The sequence below is a fragment of the Aedoeadaptatus coxii genome, assembly GCF_001553115.1.
Lineage (GTDB): Bacteria > Bacillota > Clostridia > Tissierellales > Peptoniphilaceae > Aedoeadaptatus > Aedoeadaptatus coxii.
In genome coordinates this window covers 240,022-253,087 of the sequence record NZ_KQ960182.1, presented here as the reverse complement: position 1 = coordinate 253,087, position 13,066 = coordinate 240,022, and the positions used below count along the sequence as shown (strand labels likewise).

Below are 13,066 nucleotides of genomic sequence, written 5' to 3'. Positions count from 1 at the left end.
GGAATGAACCCATTAAAGACCATTCGAAAACATTGGATATACAGAGGAGCGGCGGTTATCGTCTCGCTTTTCTTGGGCTTTACCACGCCCGGCCATGACGTTTTACGGGCGTCGGAAATCGGCATTTTAATGGCCGTCAGCCCTGTAAGTAATACGGTGAGCGTGGCATTCGGTTATGTAGCCGAAAGTGCCGACAGCTTAATCCACGTAACATCGTTACGTCGCGACAATCGAAAAATGGAAAGAGAGCTCGCCGCGTTGAGAGAGGAAAACAAAAACCTCCAAGATATCGTCAATCGTTCCACCTTCCTTTCCAACGCTCAGGCTATTCGTAACAATCGAAAAGATAAACCTGTAGAAGCGCGTATTACGGCGAAGTCGTCAGGAATGTATTTTTCGCGTTTCAGCATTAACAAAGGATCCCACAATGGCGTGAAGGTCGGCGATACGGTGGTTTCCGCCATGGGCAAAGGAAGCGACGCCTCCATCGAGGGCATCGTAGGCTATGTCACCGAAGTAAGCCCCTTTCAGTCCAAAGTGCGAAGCATTATCGACGAAGACTGCGCCATCAGCTTTAGAAGCATTCGCACCGGTGACGGCGGCGTATTAAGAGGAGAAAAGCAAACGCTGAACGGCTATGCCTTTGATCTCTATGCCGATCTCGTCGTCGGCGATACTCTGTTTACTACCGGCATCGGCGATCATTTTGCGCCGAATCTTTACATCGGTTCCGTTACGGAAGTCAGTACGGATGAGGACAAGATGGTAAAAAACGTGAAAGTGAAAAGCGGCATTAATTTCCACAAACTCTACGATGTATTTGTCTTAACAGGTGCGCGATGAAAATAGTCTATTATGTTTTCGCCATTTTATCGCCCGTCGTCTACGTATCGCCCTGGTTTCAAAATTTCCCTTTATGCTTAAGGGCTTATTTGCCGGGCGTCGTCATGCTTTTATTGTATCGGAAGGGTCATCGCCTGCTGCCGGTGTATGCTCTTTATTCGGCTATTTTATTGGACAGCTTGGTGTCGCCTGCAATCGGAGCTTTCGTCATTTTGCACGGCGTCGTTTATCTAGCCCTTTATTTTTCAAAAAAGATATTGCCGAAACCATCACCTTTCGTTTTGGGGATGATGGCGTTAATCTTCGGCTATGGGCTGGAACTTGTGCTTCTCGTCGCCTACATTACCTTGGGTTGGGAGGTACACTCAATGGATGGAAATTTATTTTTCGCCATTCCATTTGCAACAGCAATTTTTACTTGGGCCATAGGCCATTTTGCACTTCAATCTGAGGACGACTATAGTTTAATGGGAAGGGATGACCATGCGTAATTTTTGGGAACGAGCTAAATTATGGGATCGCTATAAAATTTTTACGGCGGTCGTGGCCTTTCTGTTAGTGGCGCTTCTTCTTCAACTTTTCCGCATTACGATTATCGAAGGCGGAAAATTTAGAAAACTTGCCGACGAACGCAGGGTAAAGGACATCGCCATTACCGCCCAAAGGGGAAAAATCCGCGATCGTAACGGCGTCGTACTGGCGGGGAATCGCCCTGTTTTTGCCGTGCAATTGCGTAAAGACGAAGTGGATCAATTTGACAACAAGGAGCGCAACCATGCCTATTTGCTCTTAAGTCGTTTTCTCGAAGAAGACGGAGCCGATTACATGGTGTCCAACCCCATCGTTTTAAATGGCTTTATTTTTAGAAATATGGACGATTACAAGGGGAATGCCACTCCGAAATCCCTCGTCATCGATGCGCTAATGAAAGGCGACAATCTCAATAAGTTCTTATCTGCCAAGTGGGAAAAACCTTATAGGGGACACTACGATTACTCCATTTTAAAACGTCTTGTCAATCGAAAGTTTTTCAAAGATAGCGGCATGGTTTATACCGGCGGCAGCGTCATTTACGATGATGAGGAAAAGAGCAGGGTATTTAAAGAGCTGAATTCTCTTTCTAAAACCACGACGGCCATGGAAGATTTAAAGACCATCTTAATGGAACAGCCCATGTATCTGGACGAAATTTTAAATCATCCCATCGGCAGAGAGCTGGCATATGGCATCGTAGGCGACGAATTACCTGAGGTGGCCTTGCGTCCCTATGGCAACAGTTATTACGACGGCTTTATCGCCGATAAGGCGAAATTAATGAAGATTTCTAGCGATATCACCTGGTCGTCGTCGGCGGCGAAGGATTTAGGCTCTATACTTTTGAAGTCGAAACCGGAAGAATTTTTTGCTCATGATGACGATATGTTAAAAGAAGCGGTTGCATTTGCAAAATCGAAGAAAGTCGATGTAAAAGCAGAGACGATCGACGGCAAACTTACCGTCGTCGACAGTAAAAAGAATCCGGCAATGAAACATCTCGTCGGTTGCGTGCTTTCAAAGAAAAATCGCAGTGCATTTATACTGGAGGATGATGTTGCCAAAAAGGTGCAATCGTATTTAATCGACGAGGGTATTGCGACGGGCATTTCGGTAAGTGGTGAAAAACCTGCCTACACCCAATTAAACAACGCCTTGGATCTTGCAAAGCGCGCGGGGCTTAAAGAGGCCTCGTCCTCTGAAGACATCGTGAAGGGACAAATCAAGCGTTTAAAAATCGATCCTAAACTTAGCCCCTATGAAGTTTTCGGCATCGTTAATGTCTACGATTCCATTGCGAGCCAAGGGAGCTATGCTTACATCCCTATTAATTACGCCTATGAAATTCAAGACGATACGGTGGCGAAAATTGAAGAAGTCCTTAGTAACAAGGGCGGAATTCATATTTCAGTAGAGCCTATTCGCTATTATCCCGACGGAAATTTAGCGAGCCACGTCATGGGTTATATCGGCCCCATCGCTCAAGATAAAGAAATCGAGCATTATGTAAAAAAACTGGGCTACGACCAAAACGATCTCATCGGCAAGACCGGAATCGAGCAGGTTTTTGAAGAACGATTAAAGGGAAAAGACGGAAGACGAAGGGTTACGGTGGATTCGTCAGGCAACACCACCGACACGGTTTCTGAAATTAAGCCCGTAGCCGGTGGGGATGTACGGCTTTCCATCGACGTGGAGCTTCAGCGGAAAGCGGAAGAAAGTTTGGCTACGGTGCTGAAGCAAATTCGTACCGGTGAGCCCTATCAATCTCCTTGGGGACATTATAATTATTTGACGAGCCGCAACAAGGGAACAACCTTTAAAAACGCATTAAGCGGTGCGGTTGTCGTAACCGATGTACACACAGGAGAAGTGTTGGCTCTGGCCAATTATCCTTCTTATGATCCGAATATGTTTGCCAAAGGCATTACGCCCTCGGCCTGGGAAAGTCTAAAGCCGAAAGAAGAAGACAATCAATTGGCACCTCGTCCCCTTTACAATATTGCCACTCAATCGGCTATTCAGCCGGGTAGTATTTTTAAAATGGTAACGGCATCGGCAGCCCTTGAAAAAGGCCTGAATCCCGATATGGCTATTCAGGACGGGGGATATGTGGAAGTCGGAAAGCAGGTTTTCGGCTGCTGGCTTTGGAATCAAAGCCGCCAAGTACACGGAGCCGAAACGTTGGCTTACGCATTACGCGACTCCTGTAACTATTACTTCTATTCGCTGGGCCTCGGCGAAGATCAACGGGCCGGTAAAGACCTCGGCATTCAGGTATCGTCGAAAGATGTTGCAAACATGGCGAAGCGCTTCGGTTTGTCGGAGACCACCGGTCTTGAAATTAAAATTCCGAAAGAATCGAAGGGTATTGTACCCGATCCCCAATCGAAGAACACGACCCTTAAAGCGCTATTGCGTCGCCACTTAAAAGAAAATGAAAAACTATACATGCCTACCATTCGTTCTGAAAAAGAGCGGAAGGAGATTATCGAAAAAATCGTGGCGTCGTTGGATGCAAAAAAGGCGATGACCCGTGACGAAGTCTATAATTTCCTAAAAGATCTTCATGTAGAACCTGACGTCAAGGGAAAAGATCAACGGGTTCCCTTGGCCGATCTATTGAAATACACTTATATCGATCAGGCGAAGTGGAGTATGGCCGATACGATGAACATCGTCATTGGACAGGGATCCAATGCTTATACACCGGTGGAAATTTGTCGTTACGCCATGTCCCTAGCCAATGGCGGTAAACTCTATCCTTTGACGATTCTTCACGACGGCCCGAAGAAGAATAGAAAAGTAGAAGATGTAGGCTTGAAGCCGAAGTATTATAAAGAGATTCGCAAGGGGATGAAACTCGTCGCCTTGTCGGGAGTCAATGAAAGTCTGTTTAAGGATTTCCCCGTGGAAATTGCCATGAAGACGGGAAGTGCGGAACGGGCAGGGGCAAACCCCTATACGGGAGAAACCTACGATGCCTTTGCATGGCAAGTAGGTTATGCGCCGGCAGATAACCCTGAGATCGCCGTATCCATCGTCTTATTCCAAGGGGGTAACGGAGGTAACTGCGGCCCGATCATGCAGCAAATTATGGCCCAATATTTCGGATTCTATAAAGAAGTAAAAGATGAAACCCTCCCCATGGAAACGGGGTTGGATACGGAATAGGAACGAAGAAGGATAACAGAAAGGAGATGTTATGATTAAAGGGAGTCAACTGGAAAAATGTCTGAAGAAAGTTGAAAAGCCCGCCCGTTACATCGGCGGTGAATTAAACAGCATTCAAAAAGATGACCCGACCTTGCGTTTTGCTTTCTGTTTTCCGGATGTTTATGAAGTCGGCATGAGTCATTTAGGCATGCACATACTTTATTTCGCCATGAACTCTACGGAATATGCATGTGAACGGGTCTTTGCCCCTTGGCCGGATATGATGGAGGAAATGAAGCGAGAGGGCATCCCCCTATACAGCTTGGAAACTAAGACGCCCCTTTCGGAATTCGACGTGGTAGGCTTTACGCTGCAATATGAAATGAGCTACACGAACATTTTGTACATGCTCGATCTTGGCGGCATTCCCATTTTGGCAAAAGATCGCGGGGAGGAAGATCCCATCGTCGTAGCAGGCGGTCCTTGCGCCACAACGCCGGAACCTCTCGCCGATTTTATGGATTGCTTCTTAATCGGCGAAGGAGAAGCGCTCAATATTAAAGTATTGGACTTATTAAAAGAAGGGCGCGAAAAGGGACTTACGAGAGAGGAATGTTTGAAGACCCTCGCCACCTTAGAAGGTGTTTATGTTCCATCGTTTTATGAAGTGACCTATAACGAAGAAGGGCTCATCGCCTCCCATCGCCCAATAGTGAAAGAAGCGAAGGACATCATCAAGCGCGTGCGCATTCACGACATGAACGAGGTATTTCAATTGGATCGTCAAATCGTTCCCTTTTTAGAAACGGTACACGATCGTGCGGTTCTCGAATTATTTAGAGGTTGCACCCAAGGCTGCCGTTTTTGCCAGGCGGGAATGATGTATCGGCCTATTCGTGAAAAAAACGTGGATACTTTATTGGAAAGAGCTTCGTCTATTTTAAAAAACACGGGATACGACGAAATTTCCCTAACCAGTTTATCTTCCTGCGATTACACCCAGCTCATGCCCCTCGTGGAAAAGCTGACGGATCGCTATGAAAATGAAAATATCGGAATCAGTCTTCCGTCTCTACGCCTGGACAGCTTTATCGTCGACGTTCTCAGAGAGATCGAGAAAGTTCGCAAAAGCGGCCTTACCTTCGCTCCCGAAGCAGGCAGTCAACGGATGCGTGATGTAATCAATAAAAATGTGACGGAAGAAGATTTAATGCGCGTTGTGCGTTCCGTTTTCGACGAAGGTTGGAGTCGCATTAAACTTTACTTTATGATCGGCTTGCCGGGCGAAACCATGGAAGATGTTTTAGGCATCGCCCACTTGGCTTATAAGGTAAAAAATGAATTTTTCAGTCGTCCGAAAGAAGACATAAAGGGAAATTTCCGCGTGACGGCATCGGCATCTTGCTTTGTACCTAAAGGCTTTACGCCGTTTCAGTGGGTAGGCCAGGATACCCTTGAGGAGTTCTTTGAAAAAATTCGCGGCGTAAAGGAAGTGGTGCGGGATCCGAAAGTGAAATTTCAGTACCACGAGCCTTATGTTTCTCGAATGGAAGCGGTCCTCGCAAGGGGAGATCGCCGCATCGGTAAACTGATATTAAAGGCTTACGAAAAAGGCCAAATTTTCGACGGATGGAGCGAATTTTTCCATTATGATCGCTGGGTCGAGGCCATGGAAGAAGCGGGAATCGACGGAGATTTCTACGCCAATCGCCGGAGAGATCGCGACGAAATACTTCCGTGGGATTTTATCGACATCGGCGTGAAAAAAGAATATCTCTGGAAAGAATTTGAAAAATCAAAAGTTGGAGATACGACGAAAGATTGCCGCAAGGGATGTAATCGTTGCGGCATAGAAAATTGCGAAATGTGGGGTGTCTTCAATGGAACTAAGACTGGCATTTAAAAAAATGGGAATGATCAAGTTCATTTCCCATTTGGATACTCTGCGCGTCTTTACTCGCGCCATTCAACGGGCGGAAATCCCAGTATTGTGGTCCGAGGGATTTAATCCACACCAAAAACTTTCCATCGCCCAACCTTTAAGCGTGGGAATGGAAAGCGAATTTGAAGTAATGGATCTGGAAGTGGAAGACGACTATCCTTTTGGGGAATTGAAAGATGCTTTGAATCGCGAGTTGCCCCGCGGGTTGGAGATCATGGAAGTGACGCCCGATTTCGACAAGCAATCGGTTTTTGAGCGCATTAAAAAGACGGAATACCGAATGTTCTTTCCTGAAGAATTTTATCCCGATCGAAAGCACTTAGAAACCATTATCGACGACGCTATGAAGCGAGAAGAAATTCTCGTGAAGCGACGTAAGAAAAAGGGGCGCAAGCGGATTATCGTAGACGAAGATATTAAGTCGGGCATCCTATCCTTAAATTGGAAAGATGAAGAGGAGGGTTATGGCCTTTATGCCACCCTGCGAGCCGGTAGTGAAGGAAACCTCAGGCCGGATCGATTACTCGCAGGCCTTTTTGAATCGACGGATGTAGATGTGGATTTTATCCAAATTAGGAGACTGCGAAGCTGGGACGGTGACGATCTTGAAGTACAACTCTAGGGACTATCTCTTTATCGACGGAGAAGCACCGAGTCTCATCGGGCTCATTCAAGGCGATGAAATAACGGCGGTCCACTTACTTTCAAAAGATTCACAAGTGGGCAATATTTACAGGGGTTATGTCAAAAACGTTCTGCCCGCTATGGACTGCGCTTTCGTCGATTTCGGCCACAGGGACACGGGCTATTTGCCCATGAAAAACATCTACCCTAAAGAGTATCGAGAAAAAATAAAAGGCGGCGACACGGTGATCGTAGAGGTAAAGAAAATGCCCCTTCGCGAAAAACGGGCGGTGTTAAGTTTAGATTATTCCCTGAGAGGAGAATATTTGGTACTCTTGCCGGAAAGCCGCGGCGTGCGCTTATCGAAAAAAATCGACGATGAATCCATTCGTAACGCGTTAAAAGAATGGGCGAAGTCCCTTTCCTGGGATAGAGGTATGATTATTCGAACAGAAGCCGCTATTTGCGACAGAAGCCACTTAGATCGTGAGTTTTCTTATCTCTACGATATTTACGACACCATCGAAAAAAGCAGACAATTTTTACCGCCGACCAAGTTGCTGCGAACGCAGGATCATGGTTTGGATATTCTTTCCAAGCACGGGGATCTTCCGGTGGTAATCAACGATAAGCGGTTTAAAGAGCGTATAGGCGAGGATCGAAACATTATCGTAGATCCTTCCTTCAGCATTCGTTCCATGGCGAAATGGCGCAGCAAATTTAATGCCATTTTTTCAAAAACCGTAGCACTGCCGAGCGGTGGAAACATTGTAATTAATACGGCGGAAGCGTGTCAGGTCATCGACGTTAACAGCGGATCGGTTAAAAAGAGCGGCTCCTTTAGCGATATGCGCCGCCGATTAAATAGAGAAGCGGCGGAGATGCTCGTAAAACACATTAAGCTTCGCAATTTAAGCGGTATGATCGTCGTGGATTTTGTTCATGGAATGGACGAAGGCGAGCGAAAAGATATTACATCGCTGATTGAAGAAGGTTTAAAAGACGACATGGTCATTACGACGGTCTTCGGTTTTACCGCCATGGGATTGTTTGAAATTGCCCGTCAACGCAGAGATCTCCGATTTGAAGAACAATACGAACTCGCGAAACGTCATCATCAAGAAGCATTAAAAGAGAAAATAAAAAGAGAGAATAGTTTGTAATTTCGGGCGAGCTATGGTATTATACTTGAATGTAACCGCACTTAATGGGTTTTAAGATGATCACCTATTGGGGCGAGTCTTGTAAAGAGGAGGTGCTACTATGTATGCTGTAATCGAAACCGGCGGCAAGCAATATACCGTTCAAGAGGGAGACCTCGTAAAGGTAGAAAAGCTCGACGCTAACGAAGGAGATGCTGTCACTTTTGACAAGGTTCTTCTCGTCGCTCGTGATGGCGAAATCAACGTTGGAAAGCCCTACGTTAACGATGCTAAAGTTGAAGCTAAAGTTTTAAAACAAGCGAAAGCTAAAAAAGTCATCGTTTATAAGTTTAAGGCTAAGAAAAACGAACGTAAGAAAAAAGGCCATCGTCAACCGTATACACTCGTAGAAATCGGTAAATTGGCGTAATGACGGAGATTACGATCTTTGTTCATAATAAAGCTTATGTAGGCTTTATAGCCAATCAACATGCAGGTGAAGGAGATCCTATAGGCGAAATGGTCTGCCACGGCGTTTCAGCTTTAACTTTAACCTGTGCCATGTCCTTGAGTCAGATTGCGACTATTTCGGAAGAGGAAATGTCGGCGGAACAGGCGGAAGCTTATTTAAGTCTTCGCATTCCATACGACCGCGTCGATGAAACGACGGAAATTCTCTTTCGTTCAATGATCGTCGGACTTAGGGCTATCGAAAGTGAATACGATCAATATTTAAAAATAGAGACTCAGGAGGTTTAGATGATACTGTTTACACTCGAACTCTTCTCTTCTAAGAAAGGGATGGGTAGTTCTAAAAACGGTCGCGACTCCGAATCCAAACGTCTCGGCGTCAAGAAGGGTGACGGTCAACATGTACTTGCCGGAAACATTCTCGTACGTCAAAGAGGCACCAAGATTCATCCTGGGGTAAACGTAGGTATCGGTAGCGACGACACTCTCTTTGCTAAAGCCGATGGACGCGTTTCCTTTGAAAATCGCGGCAGAAACAAAAAAGTTGTTAATGTAGTTCCATTTGAAGAATTAGCATAATATACATGATTTAAAACCGCAGAGGAATCTGCGGTTTCTTTTTTCTTTTATATTCTTAAATAAATATTAGACAGAGCTTTTCATTGAGCCGTTGTCTAAAATGGCTCTGTGATATAATATGAAACCAATGGGGGTGGAAAATGTTTGTCGATATTTGCAATATTACGGTAGAAGCGGGAAAAGGCGGCGACGGTGCCGTCGCGTGGCGCCGTGAAAAATACGTACCGGCAGGCGGTCCGGCCGGCGGCGACGGCGGTCGCGGCGGAAGCGTCATTCTGGAAGCCGATAGCGGCCTCAGAACGCTTATGGATTTTCGCTACAAGCGCGTTTACAAAGCGGAAAACGGCGAAAACGGCAGAAACAAAAAGCAATTCGGCGCCGATGCCGACGACATTGTATTAAAAGTTCCGGTGGGAACATTGGTAAGAGATGCTGCAAGCGAAAAAGTCATCGTCGATATGAAACATCCCGGCGAACGATTTGTCATTGCACAAGGTGGCGGCGGCGGAAAGGGTAATGCTCGCTTTACGACGAGCACCCGTCAAGCTCCGACTTTTTCTCAGCTCGGCTATAAAGGTCAGCGCCGGGAAATAACGCTGGAGTTGAAACTCCTTGCCGATGTCGGACTCGTAGGCTTTCCCAATGTAGGAAAGTCCACCTTGCTTTCGGTCATTTCCAGTGCGCAACCGAAAATCGCAAACTATCAGTTTACGACCCTAACGCCGAATTTAGGCGTGGTCTATTTGGGGCCGGGAGAAAGCTTTATCTGCGCCGATATTCCCGGTCTTATTGAAGGAGCCTCGGAAGGGGTAGGCCTTGGGCACGATTTTCTCCGCCATGTGGAACGCACCAGCGTTCTGATTCACGTCTTGGACGGCAGCGGCGATTTTTATCGCGATCCCATCGAAGACTTCGATAAAATCAACCGAGAACTTAAAGATTACAATGAGGCCTTGAGCGAAAAACCTCAAGTTGTCTTTATAAACAAAATGGATCTTCCCGATGCCGTCGATCGAGAGCCGGAAATTCGCAAGGAGCTGGAATCCAGAGGGTACACCGTATTTTCCGGATCCGCCGCCACCACGAAGGACATTAAACCTTTACTTTACAAAGTCTATGAGATTCTCCAAACGGTGGAACCGGATTACGACAGTTTCGATTACGAATACTACGAGGAAGAAAAAGACACGACACCTGCCATTTCCGTTCGAAAGGAAAATGGACGTTACATCGTCGACGGGCCCTACATCGAGCGCCTTTTAGGCTCTACTTTCTTCGACGATCGCGATTCTCTGCGGTATTTCCAAGAGAATTTACGTAAAAACGGCGTCATCGATAAATTGACGGAACTTGGAATCCAAGAAGGTGAATCGGTCTTTATCGACGATTACGAATTTGAATTTTTTGAATAGGAGTCATATGATTACTGGAAAACAACGGGCAGAATTAAAAAAACTTTCCCATGGGATGCGTCCTTTGCTTCAGGTGGGTAAAAACGGCATTACGCCGGCTTTAATCAAACAGGTAGACGCTCTTCTTGAAGATCACGAATTAGTAAGAATCACCCTTTTACAAAATACAGCCGTATCTTTGGAAGAAGCGGGCAGAGAACTTACAGAAGCTCTCGGGGCGGAATTTGTTCAGGCCATCGGTTCGAAACTTACGATTTACAGACCTTCTGAAGAGAATCCTAAAATCGTCTTGGAGTAGTTATGAAAATAGGCATTATGGGAGGATCCTTTAATCCGATCCACATGGGCCATTTGATGATGTGCGAGTATATGCGCTCGGAATTGGGCCTTCATAAGGTGCTCTTTATACCTACGGGAAATGCTCCCCATAAGAGGAATTATTCCGTGGCGGCAGAAGATCGCCTGACCATGGTGGAAATCGCCGTAGCAGATCACCCTTATTTTGAAGTATCTCCCCTGGAAGTAATGGAGAATAAGACGACTTATTCCGTAGATACTTTAAGAAAATTAAAGGAGGAATATCCAGAAGGAGAGTTTTACTTCTTCTTAGGTTCGGATATTCTGCAAGATCTTAAAACCTGGAAACTATTTGGCGAGCTGGCAAAGCTTACTCATTTTGCCGTTGCCGTTCGTCCGGGATCGGAGCTAAAGACAGGGGATTCCATTCGGAAAGAAATTCATCTATTAAGGGAAAAATATGGCGCGAGTATCGTGTTAATCGATACGCCGCTGTTGGAAATTTCCTCGACCAGTTTAAGAAACCGCATTCGGCAGGGAAAATCCGTCAAGTATTTCGTGCCGGATCATGTGATGACCTATATTCAAAAAAAGGGGTTTTATCGATATTGAAAGCAATCGATTGGAATGAAATAGCTTCTCGCGTCGGCGATAAGCGTTATCAGCATATTCAACGTGTCGTGGAAACGGCACGTCACCTTGCCGAACGCCACGGCGTCGACGTAAAGAAAGCGGAAACTGCCGCCATGTTTCACGATATATGCAAATATCGCGACGACGCTCTTTTATGGCAGGAGGGAAAGCGCCTGAACATTGAGGATTTAGAGAAATTTAAAGCTTTTCCGCAAATTCTACACGCCTATGTGGCGGCGGAATCGGCGAGAGTAGATTATGGCATCGAAGACGACGACATCTTAGAAGCTATTCGCTACCACACCACGGGAATTGATTCTATGGGGCCTGTAGCGGAAGTCGTCTTTTTAGCCGATTATTTAGAGCCTATGCGCAATTTTGAAGGGGTAGAAGATCTTCGAAAAGCGGCGGATGAAAGTTTAGAACGGGGCATGAGGGAGTCTGTCGCCCAAAACTTAGGGTATTTGATTCACTCGGAAAAAACCATTTGCCTCGATTCTATTCGATGCTATAACTACTATATCGGGAGAAAATAATCATGAAGAGTTTTTTTCGAGGCTTTTTCGTTACGATATTAATCGTCGTCGTGGGCTTCTTTGCCGTGAATACGTATTTGAATTTAGGCGACGATTCCGAAACGAAAGATGTCATTCGCGATTTAAAAAATAGTAATGAAAAATTTCAAGTTCTACTAATCGGCGTCGACAGTTTAAATAATCGCCGCTCGGATAATACGAGAAGTGACGTCATGATGCTTCTCGATGTGGACGGCGAAAAGAAGCAGGCTTCGTTGGTATCTATTCCAAGAGACAGCCGTGTCGAAATTCGCGGTCACGGCAAGACGAAGATCAATCACGCCTATGCCTACGGAAAGGCAGATCTAGCCCTTGAAACAGTGAATAAAAGTTTTGGTCTCAATGTACCTTATTATATTGTTACGGATTACGCCTTTGTAAAAGACGTGGTGGACATTGTAGGTGGCATCGAGGTTAACGTCCCCATGGATATGGATTACGAAGATCCTTCTGCCGATCCGCCCCTTTCCATTCATTTGAAGAAAGGGCTGCAAACATTAAATGGCGACGAGGCACTTCAATTTTTACGATTTAGAAAAGGCTATAAAAACGCGGACTTGGATAGGGTCAAAGCTCAACAAGCCTTTATGAGTTCCTTAATGGGCAAATTAAAAAGCTCGAAAGGAATTTTACACGGGCCTCAGCTTTTGGTCAGCTACATGGATAACACGTCGAGTAATATGCCGATTTCGAAAGTTTCGCGCATGGGACTGACGGCTATTTCGGTAGGAAAAGAGAATTTTGAGTCTTCGACCATTCCCGGAACGCCGGTTATGATCAATCATATTTCTTATTACAAAGTAGATCATGATGCTGCCGATGCTTTATTAAAAAAGATGAACATAAAATAAATCAACA

At 45.7% G+C, this 13,066-nt stretch carries 14 protein-coding genes and 1 other annotated feature; all 14 genes read left to right on the top strand.

What is annotated here, in order from left to right; genetic code table 11:
* Positions 1-3: 3 nt before the first annotated feature.
* Complete coding sequence (mreC, locus tag HMPREF1863_RS08125) at positions 4-843, top strand: rod shape-determining protein MreC (protein WP_068369821.1); 840 nt, start codon at positions 4-6, stop codon at positions 841-843.
* The gene (locus tag HMPREF1863_RS08120) at positions 840-1,334 is read left to right on the top strand and encodes a hypothetical protein (protein WP_068369818.1); all 495 of its coding nucleotides are present in this window, start codon (positions 840-842) and stop codon (positions 1,332-1,334) included. Before mreC ends, HMPREF1863_RS08120 begins: the two co-directional genes overlap by 4 nt.
* The gene (locus HMPREF1863_RS08115) at positions 1,327-4,551 is read left to right on the top strand and encodes a penicillin-binding transpeptidase domain-containing protein (protein ID WP_068369814.1); all 3,225 of its coding nucleotides are present in this window, start codon (positions 1,327-1,329) and stop codon (positions 4,549-4,551) included. The genes HMPREF1863_RS08120 and HMPREF1863_RS08115 overlap by 8 nt, the downstream gene beginning before the upstream one ends.
* Before the next feature lie 31 nt (positions 4,552-4,582).
* Positions 4,583-6,436: a TIGR03960 family B12-binding radical SAM protein gene (locus HMPREF1863_RS08110; RefSeq protein WP_068369811.1), complete on the top strand. Its 1,854-nt coding sequence runs from the start codon at positions 4,583-4,585 to the stop codon at positions 6,434-6,436.
* The gene (locus HMPREF1863_RS08105; protein ID WP_068369808.1) at positions 6,414-7,097 is read left to right on the top strand and encodes a TIGR03936 family radical SAM-associated protein; all 684 of its coding nucleotides are present in this window, start codon (positions 6,414-6,416) and stop codon (positions 7,095-7,097) included. Before HMPREF1863_RS08110 ends, HMPREF1863_RS08105 begins: the two co-directional genes overlap by 23 nt.
* Positions 7,081-8,262, top strand: coding sequence for a ribonuclease E/G (locus tag HMPREF1863_RS08100; protein WP_068369805.1), 1,182 nt, complete (start codon positions 7,081-7,083; stop codon positions 8,260-8,262). Before HMPREF1863_RS08105 ends, HMPREF1863_RS08100 begins: the two co-directional genes overlap by 17 nt.
* 23 nt (positions 8,263-8,285) lie before the next feature.
* Positions 8,286-8,351: a sequence feature (ribosomal protein L21 leader region), on the top strand.
* An 11-nt stretch (positions 8,352-8,362) separates the two neighbouring features.
* Positions 8,363-8,671: a 50S ribosomal protein L21 gene (gene rplU, locus HMPREF1863_RS08095; protein ID WP_068369802.1), complete on the top strand. Its 309-nt coding sequence runs from the start codon at positions 8,363-8,365 to the stop codon at positions 8,669-8,671.
* Positions 8,671-9,000, top strand: coding sequence for a ribosomal-processing cysteine protease Prp (locus HMPREF1863_RS08090; RefSeq protein WP_068369799.1), 330 nt, complete (start codon positions 8,671-8,673; stop codon positions 8,998-9,000). The genes rplU and HMPREF1863_RS08090 overlap by 1 nt, the downstream gene beginning before the upstream one ends.
* Entirely contained in the window at positions 9,001-9,291 is a 291-nt protein-coding gene (gene rpmA / locus HMPREF1863_RS08085; RefSeq protein ID WP_068369797.1) for a 50S ribosomal protein L27, read from the top strand.
* Positions 9,292-9,431: 140 nt separating this feature from the next.
* Positions 9,432-10,703: a GTPase ObgE gene (gene obgE / locus HMPREF1863_RS08080; RefSeq protein WP_068369794.1), complete on the top strand. Its 1,272-nt coding sequence runs from the start codon at positions 9,432-9,434 to the stop codon at positions 10,701-10,703.
* Between the two features lie 7 nt (positions 10,704-10,710).
* The gene (locus HMPREF1863_RS08075; RefSeq protein WP_068369791.1) at positions 10,711-11,001 is read left to right on the top strand and encodes a YhbY family RNA-binding protein; all 291 of its coding nucleotides are present in this window, start codon (positions 10,711-10,713) and stop codon (positions 10,999-11,001) included.
* 2 nt (positions 11,002-11,003) lie between these two features.
* Positions 11,004-11,612 (top strand): nicotinate-nucleotide adenylyltransferase, encoded by a 609-nt coding sequence (gene nadD / locus HMPREF1863_RS08070; protein WP_068369788.1) that lies wholly within the window; start codon positions 11,004-11,006, stop codon positions 11,610-11,612.
* On the top strand, positions 11,609-12,169 hold the full coding sequence (gene yqeK, locus HMPREF1863_RS08065; RefSeq protein ID WP_198142737.1) for a bis(5'-nucleosyl)-tetraphosphatase (symmetrical) YqeK: 561 nt from the start codon (positions 11,609-11,611) through the stop codon (positions 12,167-12,169). The genes nadD and yqeK overlap by 4 nt, the downstream gene beginning before the upstream one ends.
* A gap of 2 nt (positions 12,170-12,171) precedes the next feature.
* Complete coding sequence (locus tag HMPREF1863_RS08060) at positions 12,172-13,059, top strand: LCP family protein (protein ID WP_068369786.1); 888 nt, start codon at positions 12,172-12,174, stop codon at positions 13,057-13,059.
* Positions 13,060-13,066: the final 7 nt, after the last annotated feature.